Source organism: Vescimonas sp. (assembly GCF_057856985.1).
Map to the genome: position 1 here is coordinate 286,849 of NZ_DBLZXX010000001.1, position 23,379 is coordinate 310,227.

A 23,379-nucleotide genomic window follows, 5' to 3' on the forward strand; every position below is an offset into this window, starting at 1 on the left:
CGGGAGTTATATGTTTTCCTGCTCTTTGAGCTCCTGGGCCTCCTGCCGGTAGTGCAGAGCGGTCTCGTGCAGGGAGGCGATGGCCTCCGGCGTCAGGGGAGACTTCACACGGGCGGGAGAGCCAAGGGCCATCATGCCGTCGGGGATGACGGTGGACTGCGTTACCAGCGCACCGGCGCCGATCAGACAGTGGCTGCCGATCTTGGCGCCGTTGAGGACGATGGCGCCCATGCCGATCAGCGTCTCATCGCCGACGGTGCAGCCGTGAAGGATGGCTCCGTGGCCTACGGTGACGTTTTTGCCCACCGTTACCGGCAGGCCGGGGTCCACGTGGACCACACAGTTATCCTGAATATTGCTGCCCTCGCCGATGGTGATGGAGGCGGTGTCGCCCCGCAGCACCGCGCCGTAAAACACACTGCTGTCTGCGGCAAGGGAGATGTCACCGCGGAGAGTGGCGTTGGGGGCCACGAAGGCGGTGGGGTGGATGACGGGCTTTTTCATAGGCAGATGCCCCTTTCGCTGAGTTTCGATATCGTATTGTACCACATTTTTCCCGTATATCCACCGTCCGGCAAGAAAAATCCCGCAGAATTTTCCAAAAATCGCCCTACCATTTTTCGACAAAGTGTGGTATAATCATACAGAAAAAAGGCCGCCGAGGGGACGAAAGAGAGAGCGGACCGCGGCGCAGAACGGTATGGACAGTGTTTTGTGTAAGGAGAGTGACAAGATGTTTGCAGCAGGTGATCTGGTAGTGTACGGCGGCGAGGGCGTTTGTCGGGTGGAGCGCATCGGACCGTCCGGCCTGGCCTATGACGACGGGACACGGCTTTACTATCACCTGACGCCCCTGTACCGCAGCGGTACGGTGATGACACCGGTGGACACGGGAGTGCTGATGCGCTCGGTTATCACCCGGGAGGAGGCGCTGGCGCTGATCGCGTCCATCCCGTCGCTGCCGCCCTGCAAGCCGGAGCAGCCGGGTATCCGCGCTGCCAAGGATTTCTATCATCAGGTGGTGATGCGCTGTCAGTGCGGCGAGCTGGCCGCCATGATCCACAACGTGTGCCGCAAGCGGGCGTGGGCCCTGCGCCACGGCAAGAAGGTGAGCCAGATGGACGAGCGCTATCTCAAGCGGGCCGAGGACCAGCTGTACGGCGAGCTGGCGGCCGTGCTGGGTCTGGAACGGGGCGGCGTGGCGGATCTCATCCGCCAGAGCTGGCCGGGCTGGCCGGAGAAGCTGCCGGAGCCCGCGCCGGCGGAGGCGTGAAAACAGACAAAAAAAGAACGGAAAGCAGAGCTTTCCGTTCTTTTTTTGTCAGAAGTGGCGGACAAGGCCGGCGATCAGCAGCGTGGGCAGCAGCCATAGCAGCAGGAACACCACCATGGCCAGCGGCGTCAGCACCGCGAAATTCCCCACAGAGGTGAGGTAGTAGGCCAGCAGCACGCCGCACAGGGCACCGATATAGCTGAGCACCGTGGCGGTGCGGACGGCCCGCACCATGCGGCGGCTGCCTACCACTGACTCGGCCAGAGGCAGCAGGCCCTCACGGCAGACGATGACGTTGGGCGTCTCGCCCTGCTGGGCGGCCAGCTGGGCCAGAGCCAGACGGGTGGACACGTCGGGGTAGACCACCTTGGCGTCCACGCCGAACTTCCGCTTGATGAGCCCCGGGGTGACGTTGCTGCTGCGGACAGCCAGCACCGGCGTGATATGGCAGCGGCGCATGGCCCGCAGAGCCCACTCCGCGTTGCGGGAGGGCTGATACTTCACGGCAAACACCGCCGTCAGCACGCCGTCCACCGACAGAAAGAGGCCGGTCTGGAGCTTCAGGTCGTGGGGGAGGGCCACATGGCGCTTTTTCATAAAGTAGGCGCTGCCCATCAGCACGGTCTCGCCGTGGATGGCGGCCTCCACGCCGCCCTCCTCGCAGTAACGCAGGTCGTCCACGCGAATGTGGAACCCGCCCTCCGCCGTGAGCTGGCGGTCCAGCAGGGGGGCAAGGCTGCTGCCGGCGGCACGGGCCACCGAAGCGGCGTAGCCCACGGCGCGGCTGCGTTCCTCGCCGTAGACCTTGTAGCCGTTGAGGGTCACGGTACCGGCGGGGAAGAGATCGTCATCGGTGAGCACCATGCGGCCGGAGCGGGCCACGGCACGGGCACCGGCATAGCCGGCGGCGGCAGCGCCGCTGCGCTCCAGGCGGCGGGACAGGTAGTACAGGGGCAGGGAGCCGGTCAGGGGCAGGGACAGCTGGACACCGGCGCCGGTGAGGGCGGCCAGCACCCAGGGAAACTCGTCCATGGGGCGGGCGGTGAAGCACACCACGCCGGACAGCACCACCGCCGCGCTGAGCAGCAGCGGCAGTACATAATTCTGCCAGCGGCGGGCGGGGTCGGGGCGCATGGTGCTGTGGTAGAAGCCCTCCAGCACGCCCCGCTGCTTGCAGACACCGGCGGGCAGGACGGACACCACGTAGGGCGGTACGCCGTTGAGGTCCGCCAGATGGAAGGCGATGCGGCGGGTCTCCGCCGTCAGGTACAGGCCCAGCTGGCAGGTGAGGATCAGCAGAGCGCCGGCCGCGGCGTAGGGGGTGGAGAGGGTGCTGCCGGTGACGGCGCCGGCGGCGCAGCAGAGAAGATCCGCCAGCACCGCAACGCCGGCGCACAGCTCGCAGCCTACCTGCCCGTCGCGGAGCATGCGGAAGGCCGTCTGCCATACCGGCAGGCACAGAAGCGCCGTCAGCAGCAGGCCGCCGCCCAGCACGATGCACCGCAGCGGCGCGGCGTCCAGCCATGCGGGCGGCAGCATTTCCAGCTCCTGCAGCACGGCGGCCACCACCAGAAGAAGTACGGGCAGCGCGGCGAACACCAGACCGCGGCGCAGCCGGTTGCAGCGGCGCTTTTCCTCCCGCAGGGCGTCGTCCATGCGGGGCTCCGGCTCCTCCGGTTCCTCCGGCTCCGGCTCGTCCTCGGGGTCGTCGAACAGCTGCTCCGTTTCCTGAGAAAGGCCGCGGGGCCGGGCGCTGCGGCGGTCCGTGAAGCGGTGCAGCAGGCCGGAGAGCCGCTGGCCCAGGGGCACGGGAGCGTCAATGACGCCGTCCTCCTCGTCCTCCAGCACGGCATCCACCGTCTGGCTCATGACATCCTTCAGACTGACACGGTCCGGTGTGTCGGACAGAGGTGCAGGCACAGGATCGGGCGCGGGAACGGGCTCCGGCTCGGGAATGGAAGCGGGGTCAGGCACGGGGACGGGTTCGGGTTCGGGCGGGGGCGTCGGTGCAGGGGGAGCCTCCGGTGCAGGGGGAGTCTCCGGCGCAGGGGCAGGCTGACGCCCACCCCTGCCGTATTCGGCAAGGATGGCGTCCAGCGAGAGCTCGTCCCGGGGGACGGGCGTATCCAGTTGTGGGTCGTCACGCCTGTTCATAGTACGATGCAACGCCGTCAGCTCCGCTGGCGCACCGCCTCGTACAGCAGGATGGCTGCGGCGGCGGAGGCGTTCAGAGAGGAGATGCGGCCTTTCATGGGGATGCTTACCAGAAAATCACAGTTCTCGGAGACAAGGCGGGTCATGCCGCTGCCCTCAGAGCCGATGACGATGGCGGCGGGGCCCTTCAGGTCCGCGGTATAGAGATCGGCAGTGCCGTCGGCGGCAGTGCCGAACACCCAGACCCCCTGCTTTTTCAGGTCCTTCAGCAGGGAGGGGATGTTGGCCACCCGCGCCACAGGGATATAGCTCACCGCGCCGGCGGAGGTCTTGGCCACCACGGCGGTCAGACCGGCGGAGCGGCGCTTGGGGATGATGACGCCGTGGGCGCCGGCACACTCGGCGGTGCGGAGGATGGCGCCCAGATTGTGGGGGTCGGAGATCTCGTCGCACACCACCAGCAGGGGCGGTTCCCCCCTCTCTGCTGCCGCGGAGAGGATGCTCTCCACCGTGACATACTCCCGCACGGCGGCCAGAGCGATGACACCCTGGTGGGCGTGGGTGCGGGAAATGCCGTCCAGCTTGCGGCGATCGGCCTCCACCACCACGATGCCCGCGTCCCGGGCCCTGGAGGCGATGTGGCCCAGGGTCTTGTCCGTCTCGCCCTTGGCGATGTAGATCTTGTCGATGGCGGTGCCCACCCGCAGGGCTTCGATCACCGCGTTGCGGCCCTCGATGACGCCGTCGGCCTCCGCGTCCGGCAGGGGACGGCGGCGCTCGGTATCCTTCATATCTTTCATGGGTATGACCTCATTTTTCTTGAATTACTGACCAGTATAACACAATATTTCGGCGAGATAAAGCGCCATTCATAGAAATTTTACAGAAAATCCGACGATGTGCCGCTTGTGACATTTGGACAAGTGTGGTATACTGTGCGATACTGCGAAGGTATACCGCGGGAGGGATGCGCCGCCGAGAGCGGAGGCACTCCGGCTGACGGTTTTTTACGGAGGATACACATGGCCAACAACGATCAGAACAACAATAAAAACGGAAAGGGACGCAATAACCTGCGGGGCATCCTGACGCTGGTGGCGTGGGCACTGGTGCTGACGGTGGGATTCAACTACCTCAACGCCTACAACCGCAACGCCACCAACAAGTCCACCAGCCACGAGATCAAGTACAGCGAGATGCTGGATCTTATCGAAAACGATAAGGCGAAAGAGGTCCTGTTCAAGGACGACGCCATCTACATCACGCCGGTGGAGGGCTACACCTACACAGAGGAACAGGACGAGGACAGCAACGTGCCCGCCAAGTCCTACACCCAGTCCAAGGACACGAAGCTGACGCTGTATACCGCGTATCTCAACGATACGTCCCTGCTGCCTCTGCTGAAGGAGCACAAGGTGGCCTACACCGGCTATTACGAGGCGCAGATGAATCCGGTGCTGGCGTTCATGGTCAGCTACATCCTGCCCACGCTCATTTTTGTGGGACTGCTCATGCTGCTGCTGCGGATGCTGGCCAAGAGCGGCGGCAGCGGCTTCGGCGGCATCGGCAGCGTGGGCAAGTCCAACGCCAAGGTGTATATGGAGAAGTCCACCGGCGTCACGTTCAAGGATGTGGCCGGTCAGGACGAGGCCAAGGAGTCGCTGGAGGAGATCATTGATTTCCTCCACAACCCCGGCAAGTACACCGCCATCGGCGCCAAGCTGCCCAAGGGCGCGCTGCTGGTGGGCTCACCCGGTACCGGCAAGACCCTGCTGGCCAAGGCTGTGGCCGGTGAGGCGGGGGTGCCGTTCTTCTCCATTTCCGGTTCCGACTTCGTGGAAATGTTCGTGGGCGTGGGCGCCAGCCGTGTCCGCGACCTGTTCAAGGAGGCTGCCAAGGTGGCCCCGTGCATCATTTTCATCGATGAGATCGACACCATCGGCAAGTCCCGCGACGGCGGTAAGTTCGGCGGCAACGACGAGCGCGAGCAGACGCTGAACCAGCTGCTGGCGGAGTTGGACGGCTTCGATCCCAGCAAGGGCGTTATCGTGCTGGGCGCTACCAACCGCCCCGAGGTGCTGGACAAGGCGCTGCTGCGCCCGGGACGCTTCGACCGGCGCATCACCGTGGATCGGCCCAATCTGGCGGGCCGCCTGGCCACGCTGCAGGTACACACCCGCAACATCCGTCTGGCCGAGGATGTGGACCTGAACAAGATCGCCCAGGCTACCGCCGGATGCGTGGGCGCGGATCTGGCCAATCTGGTGAACGAGGCGGCGCTGCGGGCCGTCCGCAAGGGCCGCAAGGCTGTGAACCAGAACGATCTGCTGGTGTCCTTTGAGCTGGTCATCGCCGGCTCGGAGAAGAAGGGCACCGTCATCACCGAGGAGGAAAAGCGCATCATCGCCTATCACGAGGTGGGTCATGCGCTGGTGGCGGCCAAGCAGAAGAACGCCCAGCCGGTGAGTAAGATCACCATCGTGCCCCACACTCAAGGGGCGCTGGGCTATACGCTGCACCTGCCGGAGGAGGAGAAGTTCCTCATGTCCAGAGAGGACATTCTGGCGGAGATCCGCACGCTGCTGGCAGGCCGCTCCAGCGAGGAGATCGTGTGCAACACCATGACATCCGGCGCGGCCAACGACATCGAGCGGGCCACGGAGCTGGCGCGGAATCTGGTGGCGCGGTTCGGCATGTGCGACGAGTTCGATATGATGGCGCTGGGCACCATCCAGAGCCAGTATCTGGACGGCAGTTACTCCATGACCTGCGCTCAGGAGACCTACGCCGCGGCGGACCGCGAGACCATCAAGATCATCCGTCAGTGCCATCAGGAGGCCAAGAGAATTTTGCAGGACAACCGGGAGCTGCTGGACAAGATCGCCGCGTACCTGCTGAAGAAGGAGACCATCACCGGGCAGGAGATGATGGCCATTATCGAGGGCCGCGACCCTGAGACGGTGGACAACTACGGCGCCACCAGAGAGCAGGAGCGGAAGCTGTTCCGCCCCAGTGTGCCGGAGACCATCGAGGCGCCCGCCAAGCACATCAACATGGTGTCCGAGCCGGTACCCATGCCGGACTTCGACGCACCCGAGGAGGAACCGGCGAAGGCGTCGGAGCCCCCTGCGCCGGAGGAGGCTCCCGGAGAGGGGAAGCCGGAGGGCGAAGGAGAATAAAAAAAGCACCCGCGGGCATGCCGCGGGTGCTTTTTTTATGGTCAGGATTTCGCCGGCGCCTGTTCCGTGCTCTCCATGTAAAGCGTTTCACAGGCTTGCTGCGCCTCCACCAACAGGCGGATGGCCTGTTCGGCGGCGCGAGCCATGGTCAGATACATTTCGTGATAGGCTTCAACTTCCGTCATAACATCACCCCCTGCAAAAATTATAGGACAATTTAACCCTAAATGCAATAGGACAATTTGTCATAATATTTATGGTGATTTTTGATGAGCAGATTACGGGAACTCAGAAAAGAGCGGGGATTTACGCAGGTCAAGATGCAGATGCTGACCGGCATCGACCAGAGCGCGTACTCCAAGATCGAGCGGGGCGAGCGCTATCTCAGCTTTGAACAGTGCCGCCGCGTGGCACTGGCACTGAACACCAGCATGGACTATCTCGCGGGGCTCACCGACGAGAAGAAGCCCTATCCCCGCAGCAGGTGACGATGATAAAAGAGCACCCGCGGCATAGCCGCGGGTGCTCTTTTATTCTTTTTAATTCTCAGGCAGGGCGCGGGCGGCGTCGCACAGCAGGGGCAGGGCCTTCTCGAACTCCACGCCGTACCAGGCGGCGCAGGGGTCCTGAGCCGTGACATCAATGCAGGAGAGGGTGAAGCGCACCGCCAGAGAGACGGCACCTTCCAGCGGCAGGCCCCGCATCATGCCGCCCACCACCGTGGCGGCGAAGATGTCGCCGGTGCCGTGGTAGGAGCCGGTCTGCCGCCGGTCCAGACACGTGAAGAACCGGCCGTCGGCGCTGTCGTAGCCCATGGCGCCCAGCCTGTCCGGCGTGAAGGACACGCCGGTGAGCACCACTTTTCCGGCACCCAGCGCCGCTACTTTTTGCAGCAGCTCACGGGTCATGGGCTCGTCCATGTCCTCGCGGTAGGGCGTACCGGTGAGGAGACATGCCTCTGTCAGGTTGGGCATGGCCACGTCGGCCCGGGCCACCACCCGCGCCATGGCGGCGGGGAAGTCGGGGCCAAAGCCGGAATAGAGCTTGCCGTGGTCCGCCATGGCGGGGTCCACAAAGATCATGGTATCGGGGCTTTTCACCGCGTCAAAGAAGTCCAGCACCTGCTGCACCTGGGGCACGGAGGCGATGTAGCCGGTATACAGCGCATCGAAGTGGACGTGCTGGGCCTGCCAGTGGGCGGCGATGGCGTCAAGCTGGTCCGTCAGGTCGCGGCTGACAAAGCCGGGGAAGGCGGTGTGGGCGCTGAGGACAGCGGTGGGCACGATGGCGCACTCCACGCCCAGAGCGGAGATCACCGGCAGCGCCACGGTCAGGGAACAGCGGCCCAGGCAGGAGATATCCTGTATGGATGCGATACGTTTCATGGCAGCTCCTCCTGTTTCGTCCGACAGCCCTCCGGCCGCTGAAAACGCTTCATGTCCACGCGGTCGGCGGGTATCTCCTCCGACACCGACAAGATCTCGCAGATCAGCCGGTCATCCAGCGTGTGCGCCATGGCGTCCTCTGTTCAAGATATGCAAGGGAAACCCTGATCGGGTTTCCCTTGCGCGTTCGGTTATCCGCCCGCAGGCGACCGCTTTTGCAGCGCAAAAGCGCGCACCAAAAAGGGACGGCCCGCAGGGGCGGACATTTTTGGTGCGGGCATGGGGACTCGAACCCCAACGCGTGAGCACGAGAACCTAAATCTCGCATGTCTACCAATTCCATCATGCCCGCAAATACATTCGCCATTATAGCACGTTTTCTGCGGCGGCGCAAGGGATGTCTGCCGGCCCTCGTCGACCTGCCCAGTACGGCGGAAGAGAAATTGTATAAGTTGCCGAAAAAGCCTGCGCGGACAGGGAATTTTCCTACAAATCCACAAAATAATGGTTGTCAGGTCCTGCAATATAAGCTATAATCGGTTCATTGAGCTACTGTCCGCAGCCGTGTGGGCGGCGGACTTGAAGAAAATGAAGGGAGTACATCACCACTATGACTGCTAATGACATTCGCAATATTGCGCTGCTGGGCCACGGCGGGTCCGGCAAGACCTCGCTGGTCGAGCAGATGCTGTTTATGACCAAGGGCATCGACCGTCTGGGCAAGACCGCCGACGGCAACACCACCTGCGACTACGACGCCGAGGAGATCAAGCGCCAGATCTCCATCTCCCTGGCCTTTGCCCCCGTTATGTATAAGGGCAAGAAGATCAACGTCATGGACGCTCCCGGCAACTTCGATTTCTCCGGCGAGGCGGTGTGCGCCATCCGCGCCGCCGAGTGCGCCGTCATCGTGGGCAACGCCAAGGACGGTCTGTCCGTGGGCATGGAGCGCACCTGGAAGATGCTGGGCAAGAAGCCCCGCATGATGTTCATCAACCGCGTGGAGGAGGCCAACGCCGACTACGCATCCTGCATCGAGGCCGTCAAGGCCAAGTACGGCACCGCCATTGCCCCCATCGTGGCCACCAAGGCCGACGGCAACAAGGCCGTCACCGTCATCGTGGACCTGCTGCACAACAAAGCCTACGACGCCAAGGGCGAGTGTGCTATTCCCGCCGACATGGCCGACGAGGTGGAGGCCCTCCGCGCTGAGCTGATGGAGGCCGCCGCCGGCGCCGATGAGGAGCTGATGGAGAAGTTCTTCGAGACCATGGAGCTGTCCGCCGAGGACATGGCCAAGGGCCTGCAGATCGGCGTGCGCGAGGGCAGCGTGTGCCCCGTGCTGTGCGGCAGCGCCGCCACCGGTATGGGCGTGGAGATGCTGATGCAGACCATCGTGGACCTGGTGCCCGTGGCTACCGATATGCCCGCCGAGGCCGCTGAAGACGACGACGGCAACGCGATTGAGGTGGCTCACGATCCCAACGGCTCCGCCGCTGCCTTCGTGTTCAAGACCATCTCCGACCAGTACGGCAAGTTCTCCATGATCAAGGTCATCCGCGGCAAGGTCACCAGCGATATGTCCCTGTACAACATGACCACCGGCAACACTGAGAAGCTGGGCCGTCTGTACGTCATGAAGGGCAAGAAGACCGAGGAGACCAAGGAGATCTGCTGCGGCGACATCGGCGCCATCGGCAAGATGGACAAGGTCAAGACCGGCGACAGCCTGTGCGAGCCCAAGACCTATGTGAAGTTTGCACCTCTGGCCTTTGCCCCCGCCTGCTACGAGCGGGCGATCTCCCCCAAGACCAAGCAGGAGATCGAGAAGCTGGGTACCGGTCTGAACAAGCTGAACGAGGAGGATCCTACCTTCTCCGTCACCAACAACGCCGAGACCCACCAGACCGTGATCTCCGGCGCCGGCGACATCCAGATCGACGTGCTGTGCAGCAAGCTGAAGTCCCGCTTCGGCGTGGATTCCGAGCTGGATACCCCGCGTGTTGCCTATCGTGAGAAGATCCGCAGCACCGTCCGCAAGCAGGGCCGCTATAAGAAGCAGACCGGCGGCAGCGGCCAGTTCGGCGATGTTCACATTATCTTCGAGCCCCAGAGCGAGCAGGAGGATATGATCTTTGAGGAGAACGTGTTCGGCGGCTCCGTGCCCAAGAACTACTTCCCCGCCGTGGAAAAGGGCCTGCGCGAGAGCTGCCTGCACGGCGTGCTGGCCGGCTATCCCGTGGTGTTCCTGAAGGCCACCCTGGTGGACGGCTCCTACCACCCCGTGGACTCCTCCGAGATCGCGTTCAAGCTGGCCGCCAACCTGGCGTTCAAGGCCGCTCTGCCCGAGGCCAAGCCCGTGCTGATGGAGCCCATCGGTGAGCTGAAGGTCACCGTGCCCGACAACTACGTGGGCGACGTGATGGGCGACCTGAACAAGCGCCGCGGCCGTGTGATGGGCATGAACCCCACCGGAGACGGCGAGACCGTACTGGAGGCCGAGGTGCCCATGGCCGAGATGATGAGCTACGCCATTGATCTGCGGTCCATGACCCAGTCCCGCGGTACGTTCACCTTCAACTTCGTCCGCTACGAGGACTGCCCCGCCGCAGCTCAGGAGAAGGCGATCGCCGCCGCCAAGGCGCTGGCCGAGGCCGAGTAAGGGATATACGACAAGCGACAAGAACGGAAAAGCGCCCGTCCGGAAGGACGGGCGCTTGAGTCTGTCGAAAAACCTGCCCGGGCACAAGTATCGGAGGGAAGGATAGTGTGAAAGGGAACCGTTAGGGTTCCCTTTCGCGTTCAATCACCCGCCGCAGCGGCCAAAATCGCAAAAAAATACTGTTTTTATTTTGCGATTTTGCTGGCAGCTTGTCAAAAAAGTCCGTTCGGACTTTTTTGACAAGCTGAAGCGCCCGTCCTTCCGGACGGGCGCTTTTTTGCGCGCTTTTGGGTATAAATCATTGCAGGGGCGTCTCCAGCTTTTGCAGGGACTTTTTGAACTGCACCGAGAACAGGACGGCGGTGAACGTCACCGCCAGCACGTCAGCCACGGGCTCCGCCAGATAGACGGCTGTTGTGGGGTCCGGCAGGAAGCAGGGCAGGATGTAGATCAGGGGGATCAGCAGCACGAACTTCCGCAGCACCGCTACAATGATGGAGCAGACAGCGTTTCCGGTGGAGACCAGAGTCATCTGGCAGGCGATCTGGATGCCGAACAGGCCCAGCCCACCGCAGTAGATGCGCAGCGCCCTGGAGGTGAAGGCCAGCAGGGCCGCGTCGGTGGTGAACAGACCGGCGAACACCCGGGGGCACAGCATCACGAAGGCCCACAGCATCATAGAGTAGATGAGGCAGGCGCGCAGCAGCAGGCGGAAGCTCTGCCGGACGCGGTCTGTGTTCCGGGCGCCGTAGTTGTAGCTGGTGATGGGCTGAGCGCCCTGAGACAGACCGGTCAGGGGCAGCAGGGCGAACTGCATGACGCTGGTGAGGATGGTCATGGCGCCCACGGCCAGATCCCCGCCGTATTTCAGCAGGGAGGAGTTGAAGCACACGGAGATGACGCTCTCACTGGCCTGCATGACAAAAGAGGACGATCCCAGCGCGATGCAGGGCGGCACCAGCCGCAGACCGGACAGCAGGTTCTCCCGCCGCAGGCGCAGCAGCGTCTTATTGCCGCAGAGGAACGATGTGACCCAGACGCAGGACAGGGCCTGAGACAGCACGGTGGCCAGCGCCGCGCCCCGCACGCCCATGTCCAGAGCGAAGATGAACAGCGGGTCCAGCGCGATATTGGCCAGCGCGCCGATGAGCACCGTCAGCATGCCGGTCCGGGCGAAGCCCTGGGCCGTCACGAAGGCGTTGAGGCCCAGCGTCAGCTGGACGAACACGGTGCCGACGGCATAGACACCCATGTAGTCGGCGGCGTAGGCAACGGTGTTCTCGCTGGCGCCGAACAGCAGCAGGAGGTCGCGGCCCCACAGGAGCAGCACGGCGGTGAGGGTCAGGGACAACAGGAGCAGCAGGGCAGCGCAGCCGCCCAGCAGCCGCTCCGCGCCGGCGTGGTCGCCGCGGCCCATGGCAATGGAGGCACGGGGCGCACCGCCGGAGGCCACCAGTGCCGCGAAGGCGGAGACGATCATGATGAGGGGCATGCACACGCCCACGCCGGTGAGGGCCAGGCTTCCGTCGCCGGGCATGTGACCAATGTAGATGCGGTCCACGATGTTGTAGAGCATGTTTACCAGCTGGGCCGTCACCGTGGGGACCGCCAGCCGGAACAGGAGCCGCCCTACCGGCTCCGTACCGAGAAATGTCTTGTCTTGCTGCATAAAAGCCCTTCTGACGCTACGCCATGGCGCGGAAGCGGTCGGCGATCCGGGACGCCGCCTCGTCCAGCGTACAGGTGGATGTGTCGATGCACAGGTCGTAGTTGGTGCTGTCGCCCCAGACATGGTGGGTGTAGGTCTCGTAGTATTTCCGGCGCTGTTTGTCCATTTTCCGCAGCAGCCGCACCGCCTGAGGCTGGGTCAGATGCTCCTGCTCCATCTTACGGGCAATGCGCTGTTCCTCCGGCGCGGAGACGAATACCCGCAGCAGGCGGACATCCGCATCCCGCAGGACATAGTCGGCGCAGCGGCCCACAAACACGCACTCCTCCCTGCGGGCGATGCGGCGGATCTCGTGGCTTTGCAGGGCGAACAGCACCTCGGACGTGGGCTTGCCCCGCACGACATGGTAGTTGCCCTCGTGGACGGTGCGGAACAGGTAGGGGTTGGTGGCCTTTTCATCGGAATCGCTCATGACGGACTCCGATAGCTCGCCGTATTCGCAGGCCAGATGTACCAGCTCCTTTTCATAGACGCGCAGACGCAGCAGGTCCGCGGTCTTGACGGAGATCTCATGGCCGCCGCTGCCGAACTGGCGGCTGATGCAGATGATGCGGTTTCCCATGCTATTGCCTTCTCTCTTTTGTTATTGCAGCGCATTCAGCACCGCGCGGGGGAACGGGTAATTGCGGGAGACGAACCGGATATCGGCGCTCAGGGAGGCGTTGGCCTCCGTCAGCGCCACACTGATGCTGCCGGAGCAGGTGATACGGACGCTGCACAGCTGGGTGTCCTGCACCTCCATGGTGACGCGGCCACCGGTGAAGGCGACGTGCTGGGACTGGATATCCGGCGCGATGGCGGCGGCAAACTCCGCAGCTCCCGCCTCGTCCAGCGTCAGAGTATAGGTATCTGTGCCGCCGGTCTGGGTGCAGGCGGCGGTGCCGTTCAGCACCAGCTGGTAGGCCAGCTGAAGGAGCCGGGCCTGGGAGGCCAGAGCGTCATCGGTGGTGAGAACATGGCCTTCCGCATCGCAGAGCTTATCGCCGGAGAAGTACAGGCTCAGCGCGCCCTTGCGGACGGCGGTGAAATCCTGACCGTCCACGGTGCGGCGGTCATATTGCAGGGTGTCGCGGAGCACCAGAGGGCCGCAATCCGCCGTCAGCGTCAGGTCGGCGGCCAGTACCTCCCTGCTGCGCAGGGCGGCCCAGGACCGCAGCAGGCGCAGAGTATCCGCGGGCAGCACGGTATTCTCCGGCTCCGTACCGCCGGCGATGGCGGCGGTCACCGCCTCCGGCACCTGGGGCGCCGTGACCTTGGCGGTGAAATCCATCACAGCGGTGAGAACGGGGGCGTCCTCCGGCCCGGCAGTGAGCTGGAGGGACCGGGCGCGGCCATCGGCCACGGTCAGCACGGCGGTGAGCCTGTCGATGCCGGTGAGGTCGCCCACCTCCGGCTCCAGCAGCGTCAGCAGGGCGTCCGCGTCGGCGGCGGCCAGCGCCGCCGTATACAGGGTGTCCGCATCCGTCTTTTCGCAGTCCACATGGGCCTTGCGGAACAGAGCGGCCAGGTCGGAGAGGGTCATGCTGCTGCTCAGACGGTAGGCGCGGCCGTTCTCCAGATACACCGCATCGCCGGTGCAGTAGACGGTCACGCCCTGCCACCGGACGGTGACGATGCGGGTGGTGTCGGCCCTGGTGCGGCAGACATCGGCGCTGGCGGTGAAGGTCTCGCCGCTCTGGACGGAGACGGTCATGGCCAGCGAGTCGGCGTTCAGGGCGCGGTGCAGCAGACGCCAGGCGTTGAGCTGGCGGCCCAGACCAGTGGCGGCCAGGAGCACCGCTGCCGCAGCGGCGATGCCCGCAACGATACTGACGGGGATCCACCAGCGCCGCTTTTTCTTCTTGGCCGGGCGGGAGATGCGGGCGGGCGTTCCCGTGCTTTCAACGGCATTCTCCACCGTCTCGGGGGCAGAGACTGCGGCGGCCTTCCGCCGGCGGCGGTGACGCCGTCCCAGCAGGATCGCCAGCACGATGGCCACGCACACGGCGATGGCCGCGGCCAGCGGCCACCACACCGATGCGGTGGTGACCACGGCGAATTCGGGGCTGGCGCCGCCTGCGGTGAAGGAGAGGTAGCTGCCCACGGTGTCGTAGGACACGGCCTGCCAGCCGCCGCCGTCGTTGACATAGAGCCGCAGATGCGATGCGTCCTGAGACGGCAGGTAGCGCAGCGTGTGGGTCTCCTGGCCGTCATCGGGCAGGGATACCCGCCACTGTTCCGCCACGCGGCGGTTCACGGTCAGGGGCGGCAGCTGCCCTTCCTTCAGGTAGGAGAACCAGTTGGCAGCGCGGTCTGCGAAGCTGCCGTCTGCCGCGTGGAACTCCTCCGGTGTCAGAGTCAGGGCTGTGGCGGCCATGGTGTCGCCGTCGTTGAAGTCACCGCCGGCCAGAATGACGGGACGGCCGTCCTCGCGGGTCTGCTCCGAGGACAGGGTGGGCAGCAGCGCGTCATAGACGGCGGTGACCACCGTGTCCAGATGCAGGCCGTGGAGGTCGGTGCGATCCCAGTGGGCGTAGATGCCGTCCTTTTCCGGAAGCGGCGGATAGACGCTGCTGTCAAAGGATGCGCCGTAGGAGAAGGTGCGGCTGGTCAGCACCTTGCCGTCGGAGACGAAGGACAGGGTAAAGGTGGTCATGCCGCCGGGCATACCCTCCGCCGCGGCGAGGGTGTCGAAGCTCACAGGCTCCGCGCGGCCCGCGAAGCTCTGGCGGTTGATGCCCGCCAGTGTGTCGGAGACGAAATAGTTATCGGTGAACGTACCGGTGTCCGCGCCGGAGACGGCGCCCTCGTACTGCTGGCAGCCGGTGATGTCCACCAGCGACCAGCAGCCGGTAACGGTGCTGGCGCTGCCGTCGGATCTCTCCGCCACACCGGAACCCACGATACCGCCCACGTATTTTTTGCCGCTGAGGGTACACTTGGCATAGCTGCTGCGGACGGTGGCAGCGGTGAGACCGGCGATGCCGCCCACGCAGCTGCCGCTGTCACTTTCCACGCTGCCGTAGCTCTCACAGGAGATGATGAGGCCGAGGTCCATGCGCCCGGCGATGCCGCCGGTGTTGCTGCGCTTGGCGGAGACGGCACCGGTGTTGGCGCACTGCTGCACTACGGCGCGGTACTCGTACTGCCGGCGGTATTCTCCGTCCAGATTGGCACTGACGTCATCCTCTGGGTCCAGCTCGTACTCGATGGCGATGGAGCCGGCAATGCCGCCGGTGTTGACATCGCCGCTGACCGTACCGCTGTTGGTACAGGCAGAGGTCTTGCCCAGCGTGATCTTGTCGATGTTCCCCTGCGAGCCGTCAGAAATGACGGAGGCGGGGTCGCCGGCGGCGGAGATGGCGGCCAGCACGGTGTTGGATACCTCATTGAACTTGCTGTTGATGTCCCGCAGGTCGTCCGCCACGGTGTCCACCGAGCCGGAGGCGCTGTTGTTCAGGTCGTTCAGGCGGCTGCCGAAGCCCGTGATGGCGGCCAGGGGGTCCTGCGGGTCGGAGAGGGCGTCCTTCAGGTAGTCGTTCATGTCTTTGAGCCGGTCGGACACGCCGCCTGCGCCGTCCTGGGCGTCATTGGCGGCCTGATCGGTCAGGGACTTCAGCTCGTACAGCTGGCGGTTCAGCTCCGACAGATAGGTGGGAGAGGCGTCCACCTGGATATAGGGCTCGATCTGGCCCGCCACGCCGCCCACGTCCTTGCGTCCGGCGATGGAGCCATCGTTCCGGCAGCGCAGGAGCTGGCCGCAGCTGCGGCCCACCACGCCGCCGGTGTTATAGCCGATGTGCTGGTAGCCCACGGCACCGTGGTTCACACAATCGGACAGCGTACCGGCGCTGTATCCGGCGATGCCGCCGGTATCAGCGGCGGAGGCGCCGGCGTTGGCCTGCCCCAGCTTGGACAGGTCCGGCGTCAGCGTCAGATCCAGATCCTCCAGATCCAGACGGGGATCGGTGCTCTCCACGTTGACGCAGGCGCTGTTGGTGCAGTCGGCCAGCAGGCCCTCGTTATAGCCTGTGATGCCGCCGGTCATGCTGTCGCCGATGACCGCGCCGCGGGTCTCACAGGCCAGGATACTGCCGGAGGCGCCGGTGTGACCGGCGATGCCGCCTACGTATACCTGACCGGACACCGTGCCGGTGAAGCTGCACTTTTCGATGGCACCGTTGTTCTCGCCGGCGATGCCGCCCACGCTTCGGCCGTCACCGGAGGGGGTGACGGTGCCCACCACATGGAGGCTGCGAACGGAGCCGCCCGCCTGTACCACGCCGAACAGGCCGGCGGGGGACAGACTGTCCGTTATGCTGACATTATGGATGGTGTGACCCTGCCCGTCAAAGCTGCCGCCGAAGGTGGGGATGGGCAGGAAGGACGGGTCCGCCAGCGTCAGGTCGCTGTCCAGCACCACGTTTTTATCGCGGGACCAGGTGTCCAGCGCGCAGCTGGCGGCCAGATCCCGCAGCTCCGCTTCCGAGGAGATGTGGATGGTATTGCCGGCAGCGTCGGCCTGCGTCACGGGCAGGCAGGCCAGCAGCATCAGGGCTGCCAGCAGAGCCGCGGCCAGATGCCGTATGTCAATCTTCTTCCTCATCGTCGGGTACCTCCTCTCCCTCCGCTCCGGAGAGCATGGTCAGGTCTACATCGCCCTCCACCGTGGCGTGGATCATGCCACGGACCGTGCCGTTGATGTGGCCGTACACCATACCGTTCACCGTCATGCGGCCGCGGCTGTTCTTCTTGGCCACCACGGATGGCACGGAGAAGGAAGTCTTGTCGATGACGCGGCTGCCGATCAGCAGGATCTGGGGCAGGGCGAACATGACCATGATGATGGAGATCACCGTGCCGCGGCCCAGACTCTCGCCGATGCCGGCGATGACGGGCTCCGAGGTCATACTGCCGATGAGGAAGCCGCAGATGGACATGATGGCGCCGGAGGTGATGATGGTGGGAAAGGCAAAGTTCAGCGTTTCTACAATGGCGCTGCGCTGGGCCATCTTCGCCTTCAGCTCCTGATAGCGGCTGGCGATGACGATGGCATAGTCAATGTTGGCACCCATCTGGATGGAGCTGACGATCAGGTAGCTCAGATAGAACAGGTACTTGCCGGTGACGGCGGGGACGGAGAAATTGATCCAGATGCAGCCCTGGATCACCAGAATCAGCAGCACCGGCATACCGGCGGACTTGAAGGTGAACAGCAGCACCACCATGACCACCAGAATGGACACGATGCTCACCACCTTGTTGTCGATGGCAAAGGACTTCTCGAAGTCGTACTCGTTGGTGGAGTCGCCGGCCAGATATACCTTCTGGTCGGGGTAATACTTCTGGGCGATGTCCAGAATTTTGTCGGTGAAGGCGTACGTCTCATCGCCGCTCTCCGGCAGGGTCAGGTATACCAGCATACGGCTGAGATCCTCGCCCCGCAGCTGGTTCCTGGCGCTGAGCATCTGGGTCTGGGCGTCCTTCAGGGCGGCGGTCTGGTCGTCGCTGAGCGTCACCACACCGGCGTCGATCTGGTCGCAGACGAACAGGAACATATCCAGCAGCGGCACCTTGTAGGTGGAGAGATGGCCCACCAGCTGGCCGTAGTCGCCGTTGTTGGCGGCATAGGCGGCGTAGACCACCTGCGCGGCCTCGTAGTCCAGACCGGCCAGCTCCGCGAACTGACGGGGCGTCAGCTTATCCGCCAGCGTGTAGCCGTCCATGGCCTCGATGTTCACAAGGCCCATGGTGTGGTCCACCTCATCATACTGCTCCAGCTCCGCCAGCAGGGCGGCCTCCTTGTCGTAGTCGCCGGCGGGGACCATCAGGGCCAGCATGTTGCTGGAGGTAAAGGTGTCCTCGATCATCTGCTCGGCGATCTGGTTGTCGTTCTGGATGGGCGTGGTCAGCAGGCTGTACCCGTAGGCGAAGGGGCAGCGGGAGGACAGGAAGAAGCCCACGGTGATCAGCAGGGCGAAGATCACGGGCACCACGTGCCGCGTGGCGTAGTCGAAATTGCCCACGAAGGGTATCTTGGGCACGAAGCTGCGGTGCTGCGTCCGGTCGATGAGGGGACCGAACAGCATCAGAAGGCCCGGCATCACCACGAAGGCGGACAGCAGCGCGAACAGGATGGATTTGATGAGGCACAGGGCCATATCGGGGCCAAGTTTGAACTGCATGAACAGCATGGCCACCAGACCGCCGATGGTGGTCAGGCTGCTGGCGCCGATCTCGGGGATGGATTTGCTCAGGGAGACGATGACGGCCTCCCGCAGGTCCAGCAGCCGGTGTTCCTCCTTGAAGCGGTTGCAGAAGATGATGGCGTAGTCGATAGACAGCGCCAGCTGCAGAATACTGGTGACGGAGTTGGACACGAAGGAGATCTTGCCCATCAGGAAGTTGGTGCCCTGATTCAGCACCAGCGCCACCACGAAGGTCAAAATCAGCACCGGCACCTCGCCGTAGGTCTCGGAGGTGAAGGTCAGCACGATGACAATGACGATGGCCACGTAGATCATAATGACGCTGATCTCATGCTCAATAGTCTCCTGCTGGGTATTGCCCAGATCCGTGGAGACGTAGAGGTCATAGCCGCTGAGGGCTGCCTTCACCGCATCCAGAGACGTCAGGCAGGCGTCGTCATCCTCGTCGTAGGCGAAGGTGATGGAGAACAGAGCGGACATGTCGTTGTAGTGGTCGGTGGTCTTGTCGTAGGTCAGGCTCTGGACACCCTCGATGTCCCGGAGCTTGTCAGCCAGCTTCTGAGCCTGGGCCGGTGTGACGTTGGCCACCATTACCTCCGCCGTGCCGTAGGTGACGAACTGCTCGTCCATGACGGCCAGCGCCTGCTTGGTCTGAGAGCTGTCCGGCAGGTAGAAGGTCAGGTCATTCTCCACCTGGACCCAGTTACGGGCAAAGGCGGAGAAAATGAGGCCGATGATGGTGATGAGAAAGATCAGATTCCGCTTATCCACGATGAACGTGGACAGCTTTTCCATGAACGTGGCGCCGTTTGCGTTGGTCTGGCTCATGATCTGTGTATCCCCTCCTCCGCAGCGGTGCGCAGCTTCTCCATAGCGGCCAGCGGCAGGATCTGCACCACGTCGCCCAGTGTGCATTCCAGCCGCCGGCAGATGCGCACCAGCACCTCCAGCGACACCGGCTCGTTTTTCGACAGCTTGGCCAGCGTGTTGGAGCTGATGCCCACCTTGCGGGCAAACTCCGTTTTGGACCAGCCCCTGTCGATGAGCAGCTTGAACAGGTTGTTGTAGGATATGCCCATGGCAGTACCCCCTTTTTTGGCATTTTTCGCGTCTATCATAGCAGAGCCGGCCCTGCCTGGCAAGTAAAAATTGGCAAACGCAGATATTTTGTGCAGCTGCGACAAGCTCCGGCGGGGGAGACAGGGATGTTTTCGGCGGGGTGCAGAGCGGATAAAGAGGGGACGGAACGCACTGTGTTCCGCCCCCTCTTTATGAATGCGATTGCGCAGCGGCGGGGAATTTGCTATACTGGTGTCAGCATGAGAAAGGAGACATTCCGATGCAAGAGCTTTCGAAAATACTGGAGACATCGCTGGGAGGGTACAGCCTGAGCCGCATTCTGTCGGCGGTGCTGACGCTGCTGGTGTGCCTCATCGTGTCGCGGCTGCTGTTAAAGCTGGCCAAACGGCTGCTGGACCGCAGCAAAAAGCTGACTGCCCGCCTGCGCCAGATCGTCCTGACATCGGCCAAGGTGGTACTTTATCTGCTGACGGGCATCATCACGGCGGAGGCCCTGGGACTGAACACCTCGTCCCTGACGGCGCTGGTGTCGGTGCTGACGCTGGGCGTGACTCTGGCGGCGGAGGACATTCTGGGCAACGTGGCCGGCGGTCTGGTGATCCTGACATCCCACCCCTTCAACATCGGCGACGACATCGAGGTGGCGGACACCGTGGGCACGGTGCGGGAGATCACCCTGAACCATACGAAGATCGAGACGCCGGACGGCCAGTTCGTCATGCAGCCCAACAAGGAGCTGTCCTCCAGCCGCATCATCAACTACACGGCCATGGGCCGGCGGCGGGTGGTGCGGACCGTGACGGCCTCCTACGACGCGCCCACCGAGACGGTGAAGGCCGCCTGTCTGGCGGCGGTGGCGGCCACGCCCAATGTGCTGCAGGAGCCTGCGCCGGTGGTGTATCTGACGGAGTACGGCAGCAGCGCCATTGAGTACAGCGTCCGCTGCTGGACCAGGGCGGAGGACTACTGGAACGCTTTCTTCGCGCTGAACGAGAACCTGCGCGATGCCTTTGCCGCGGCGGGAGTGGAGATGACCTACGACCACCTGAACGTCCATCTGGTGGAGAGGTAAGCGCCGTTACCCCTTCGGCCGCAGGACCGGCGGCTCCTGCGGCATCGCCTCTGCGGCCATTTTCCTGAATTTCGGTGTATACCGCGTGCTCCCTGCTCCCCTTGACATAGAAAAACACCCCATTTCTTAGTACAGGTATTTTACCATGCTTGTCTAACAAATGGGGTGCTGTTCATTTTTTGGCACGCATCAATACAGACGCAGCTCCGACAGGTAGTGGTCCATGCGGGACAGCCGCTGCTGGGGAAAGACGCCCAGCTGGCGGCTGACCTCGAAGGCGATGGCCTCCACCAGAAAGTTCACACCCAGATAGGAGTTGACGGCGGTGGGACTGGTGAAATCCGCCAGCAGCACGATGTCCGCCCCCACGGCCAGAGGTGCGGTGAGCTTGTCGGTGATAACGATCAGACGGCAGTGGGCGTCCCGGGCGATCTGGGCCAGCACGCAGGACATGCGGGAGTAGCGCTCTGCGCCGAAAACCACTACGCAGTCCTGAGAGCCGTAGTCAATGAGGCCCTCCACGCAGCGGGTGTCCGCATCGCAATAGTAGGTGACGCGGTTGATGTACTGGGACAGCAGCACCCCCATATAACGGGCGGAGCCGGAAAAGCCGCGGAAGCCGGAGATGAAGATGTGCTCGCTCTGCAAAAGGAGCTGGGCGGCCCGCTCAAATTTCTCCGGCCGGTTCTTCCGGTACGTCTCCTGCAGCGTCTCCATGGCCAGCTGCAGGCACTGGAACGGGCTGCAGTTCTGGTACTGCTCCAGCTTGCCCTCCACCTGCTGCCGTGGGATGACGTAGCGGCCGCTCTCCATGACCTGAGCCAGCTCCGCCCGTTGGCTCTCCTGCAATTCGCGGAAGCCGCGGTAGCCCAGGGCGCGGCACAGCCGGATGATGGACGTGTCGCTGACGCCCAGCTCCTGGGCGATGTCTCGGGCGGTCATGAAGTACAGCGACTCACTGTGGTCGAGAAAGTAGTCGGCGATGCGCTTTTCCGTGCGGGTGAGATCGGCGCTCTGAATGCGCTGCTGCAAGCTGGTGTTCATGGGGCAAAACTCCTTCTGTCACAAAGTCTGCGGCAATTGTTGTTGCTGCAACAACATTATACTGTATATTTTGTAGAAAATGCAACAGCAGCGATGTAAATTGTTGAAAACCTATTGACTTTCTGTCTTATATGAATAAGATGTGAACAAACCTGCCGGAGACCATGATCCTCCACCGTTTTCGGCGGGAATCACTAAAAAAAGGAGAAGATGAGAAATGGAAAATCAAAAGAAGATGCAGTTCTATGGCGGCACCTTCGGCGCGTGCCTGCCGCTGTTGGTGTTCATGGCACTGATGATCACCATTGCAGCCTTGCAGAAGGTCTCTCTGGTCCTGTTCTGCATGGCGGGCTTCGCCGGTCTGTGCACAGCCTTCCTGCTTGCCAAGGACAAGAAGGAATTTGAGAAGGCGGTGGTCGCGGGCCTGAAGAACGATACCCTGTGCGTCATTATCTTCGCGTTCCTGCTGGCCGGCGTCCTCTCCCAGGAGCTGCGCCAGAGCGGTCTGATCCAGGGCCTGACCTGGCTGGTGACGGAGCTGGGTCTCAGCGCCGGCTTCCTGCCGCTGGTGGGCTTCATCATCTGCGCACTGATCTCCACGGCCTGCGGCACCTCCAACGGCGCCATTGTGGCTGTTCTGCCGGTGCTGCTGCCCGTGGCCACCACCGTGGGCGCCAATCCTGCCGTTGTGGTGGGCGCTATCGTCAGCGGCGCCATCTTCGGCGACAACCTGGCCCCCATTTCCGATACCACCATCGCCTCTGCCCTGACTCAGGGCGCTGAGGTCCGCGACGTGGTCCGCACCCGTCTGCCCTACTCCCTGATCGCCGGTGTGGTTTCCGCCGTTCTGTTCGTCATCATCGGCTTCCGCACCTCCGAGGCCGTGACCCTGCCGGAGCTGGTGGACGCCTCCTACGCCAAGACCCTGATCATGCTGGTGATCCCCGTCATCATGATCATCCTGATGCTCAAGGGCTGGAACCTCATCGGCACTCTGATCGTCTGCGACCTGGTGGGCTTCGTGCTGTGCCTGGTGTTTGGCTTCATCGAGCCCGCCAAGATGGTGGATGCCGCCGGTCCCATCGGCGCCGGCCTCACCGGCATGCTGAACGTCATCTGCTTCAGCTTCTTCATGTTCGCCCTGCTGGAGATGCTCACCCGCAGCGGTGTGTTTGACATCATGCTGGGCAAGCTGCATAACGCCAGCAAGACCCCGCGTCAGGCGGAGCTGGTCACCATCCTGATCTGCTTCGTGGGCAGCGTGGCTATCGGCGCGGCTTCCATCACCATCCTGTTCGTGGGCCCGCTGGTCCGCAAGCTGCTGGAGACTCACAACATCGAGCGTACCCGCGGCTCCAACCTGATGGACGGCATCAGCACCGGCTTCGCCGGTCTGGTCCCCTACAACCCCGTGTGCCTGAACGCGGTGAGTCTGGCCATCGCCAGCGGTGTGGTGGGTGAGTCCTTCTCCTTCCTGGACTTCATCCCCTACAACTTCCAGAGCATCATGCTGATCGTCCTGTTCACCCTCAGCGCCATCACCGGCGTGGGCCGCCGCTTCGACAAACCCCAGGCTGCCAAGTAAACAAATCATTTACAGATAGAATGGAAAA

General features: G+C 63.3%; 18 protein-coding genes and 1 tRNA gene. 6 read left to right on the forward strand and 13 right to left on the reverse strand.

Features of this window, described 5'->3' with window-relative positions:
• Nucleotides 1–6: 6 nt before the first annotated feature.
• Nucleotides 7–504 (reverse strand): gamma carbonic anhydrase family protein, encoded by a 498-nt coding sequence (locus ACZM22_RS01345; RefSeq protein ID WP_489542848.1) that lies wholly within the window; start codon nucleotides 502–504, stop codon nucleotides 7–9.
• A gap of 229 nt (nucleotides 505–733) precedes the next feature.
• Between ACZM22_RS01345 and ACZM22_RS01350 the strand changes: the two genes are divergently transcribed.
• On the forward strand, nucleotides 734–1,273 hold the full coding sequence (locus ACZM22_RS01350) for a CarD family transcriptional regulator (RefSeq protein ID WP_489542849.1): 540 nt from the start codon (nucleotides 734–736) through the stop codon (nucleotides 1,271–1,273).
• Nucleotides 1,274–1,321: 48 nt separating this feature from the next.
• Here ACZM22_RS01350 and ACZM22_RS01355 read toward each other — a convergent pair whose 3' ends face one another.
• Both ACZM22_RS01355 and rlmB read right to left on the reverse strand, forming a co-directional pair.
• On the reverse strand, nucleotides 1,322–3,427 hold the full coding sequence (locus tag ACZM22_RS01355) for a hypothetical protein (RefSeq protein WP_489542850.1): 2,106 nt from the start codon (nucleotides 3,425–3,427) through the stop codon (nucleotides 1,322–1,324).
• 17 nt (nucleotides 3,428–3,444) lie between these two features.
• Entirely contained in the window at nucleotides 3,445–4,227 is a 783-nt protein-coding gene (rlmB, locus tag ACZM22_RS01360) for a 23S rRNA (guanosine(2251)-2'-O)-methyltransferase RlmB (protein WP_489542851.1), read from the reverse strand.
• A gap of 222 nt (nucleotides 4,228–4,449) precedes the next feature.
• Between rlmB and ftsH the strand changes: the two genes are divergently transcribed.
• Nucleotides 4,450–6,606: an ATP-dependent zinc metalloprotease FtsH gene (gene ftsH, locus ACZM22_RS01365; protein WP_483267219.1), complete on the forward strand. Its 2,157-nt coding sequence runs from the start codon at nucleotides 4,450–4,452 to the stop codon at nucleotides 6,604–6,606.
• Between the two features lie 41 nt (nucleotides 6,607–6,647).
• On the opposite strand, the gene ACZM22_RS01370 is transcribed toward ftsH, so the two are convergent.
• Nucleotides 6,648–6,791 (reverse strand): hypothetical protein, encoded by a 144-nt coding sequence (locus ACZM22_RS01370; protein WP_489542852.1) that lies wholly within the window; start codon nucleotides 6,789–6,791, stop codon nucleotides 6,648–6,650.
• Between the two features lie 84 nt (nucleotides 6,792–6,875).
• On the opposite strand from ACZM22_RS01370, the gene ACZM22_RS01375 reads away from it, so the two are divergent.
• Nucleotides 6,876–7,094, forward strand: a complete 219-nt coding sequence (locus tag ACZM22_RS01375) for a helix-turn-helix domain-containing protein (protein ID WP_444029678.1) — start codon at nucleotides 6,876–6,878, stop codon at nucleotides 7,092–7,094.
• A 51-nt stretch (nucleotides 7,095–7,145) separates the two neighbouring features.
• On the opposite strand, the gene ACZM22_RS01380 is transcribed toward ACZM22_RS01375, so the two are convergent.
• The 3 genes from ACZM22_RS01380 to ACZM22_RS01390 all read right to left on the reverse strand — a co-directional run bounded on the left by ACZM22_RS01380 (nucleotide 7,146) and on the right by ACZM22_RS01390 (nucleotide 8,343).
• The gene (locus ACZM22_RS01380) at nucleotides 7,146–7,991 is read right to left on the reverse strand and encodes a pyridoxamine kinase (RefSeq protein WP_444029679.1); all 846 of its coding nucleotides are present in this window, start codon (nucleotides 7,989–7,991) and stop codon (nucleotides 7,146–7,148) included.
• Nucleotides 7,988–8,122, reverse strand: coding sequence for a hypothetical protein (locus ACZM22_RS01385; protein WP_484437869.1), 135 nt, complete (start codon nucleotides 8,120–8,122; stop codon nucleotides 7,988–7,990). Before ACZM22_RS01385 ends, ACZM22_RS01380 begins: the two co-directional genes overlap by 4 nt.
• 138 nt (nucleotides 8,123–8,260) lie before the next feature.
• A tRNA-Leu gene (locus tag ACZM22_RS01390) sits at nucleotides 8,261–8,343 on the reverse strand.
• 258 nt (nucleotides 8,344–8,601) lie between these two features.
• Between ACZM22_RS01390 and ACZM22_RS01395 the strand changes: the two genes are divergently transcribed.
• On the forward strand, nucleotides 8,602–10,653 hold the full coding sequence (locus ACZM22_RS01395) for an elongation factor G (RefSeq protein WP_484424344.1): 2,052 nt from the start codon (nucleotides 8,602–8,604) through the stop codon (nucleotides 10,651–10,653).
• Nucleotides 10,654–10,951: 298 nt separating this feature from the next.
• On the opposite strand, the gene ACZM22_RS01400 is transcribed toward ACZM22_RS01395, so the two are convergent.
• From ACZM22_RS01400 to ACZM22_RS01420, 5 genes are read right to left on the reverse strand one after another with little or no spacing between them, the layout of a single operon-like run.
• Nucleotides 10,952–12,322, reverse strand: coding sequence for an MATE family efflux transporter (locus ACZM22_RS01400; protein WP_489542853.1), 1,371 nt, complete (start codon nucleotides 12,320–12,322; stop codon nucleotides 10,952–10,954).
• 16 nt (nucleotides 12,323–12,338) lie between these two features.
• A complete protein-coding gene (locus ACZM22_RS01405) occupies nucleotides 12,339–12,944 on the reverse strand; it encodes a cytidylate kinase-like family protein (RefSeq protein ID WP_489542854.1) in 606 nt (201 codons plus the stop codon).
• Nucleotides 12,945–12,965: 21 nt separating this feature from the next.
• On the reverse strand, nucleotides 12,966–16,967 hold the full coding sequence (locus ACZM22_RS01410) for a hypothetical protein (RefSeq protein ID WP_489542855.1): 4,002 nt from the start codon (nucleotides 16,965–16,967) through the stop codon (nucleotides 12,966–12,968).
• Nucleotides 16,951–19,398 (reverse strand): MMPL family transporter, encoded by a 2,448-nt coding sequence (locus ACZM22_RS01415; RefSeq protein ID WP_489542856.1) that lies wholly within the window; start codon nucleotides 19,396–19,398, stop codon nucleotides 16,951–16,953. Before ACZM22_RS01415 ends, ACZM22_RS01410 begins: the two co-directional genes overlap by 17 nt.
• Entirely contained in the window at nucleotides 19,395–19,649 is a 255-nt protein-coding gene (locus tag ACZM22_RS01420) for a helix-turn-helix domain-containing protein (protein WP_489542857.1), read from the reverse strand. The genes ACZM22_RS01415 and ACZM22_RS01420 overlap by 4 nt, the downstream gene beginning before the upstream one ends.
• A gap of 260 nt (nucleotides 19,650–19,909) precedes the next feature.
• Between ACZM22_RS01420 and ACZM22_RS01425 the strand changes: the two genes are divergently transcribed.
• Nucleotides 19,910–20,722 carry a mechanosensitive ion channel family protein gene (locus ACZM22_RS01425; protein ID WP_489542858.1) on the forward strand — a complete coding sequence of 271 codons (813 nt, stop codon included), beginning with the start codon at nucleotides 19,910–19,912 and terminating at the stop codon, nucleotides 20,720–20,722.
• A 189-nt stretch (nucleotides 20,723–20,911) separates the two neighbouring features.
• Here ACZM22_RS01425 and ACZM22_RS01430 read toward each other — a convergent pair whose 3' ends face one another.
• A complete protein-coding gene (locus ACZM22_RS01430; protein ID WP_489542859.1) occupies nucleotides 20,912–21,766 on the reverse strand; it encodes a MurR/RpiR family transcriptional regulator in 855 nt (284 codons plus the stop codon).
• 217 nt (nucleotides 21,767–21,983) lie between these two features.
• Between ACZM22_RS01430 and ACZM22_RS01435 the strand changes: the two genes are divergently transcribed.
• On the forward strand, nucleotides 21,984–23,351 hold the full coding sequence (locus tag ACZM22_RS01435) for a Na+/H+ antiporter NhaC family protein (RefSeq protein ID WP_483268811.1): 1,368 nt from the start codon (nucleotides 21,984–21,986) through the stop codon (nucleotides 23,349–23,351).
• Nucleotides 23,352–23,379: the final 28 nt, after the last annotated feature.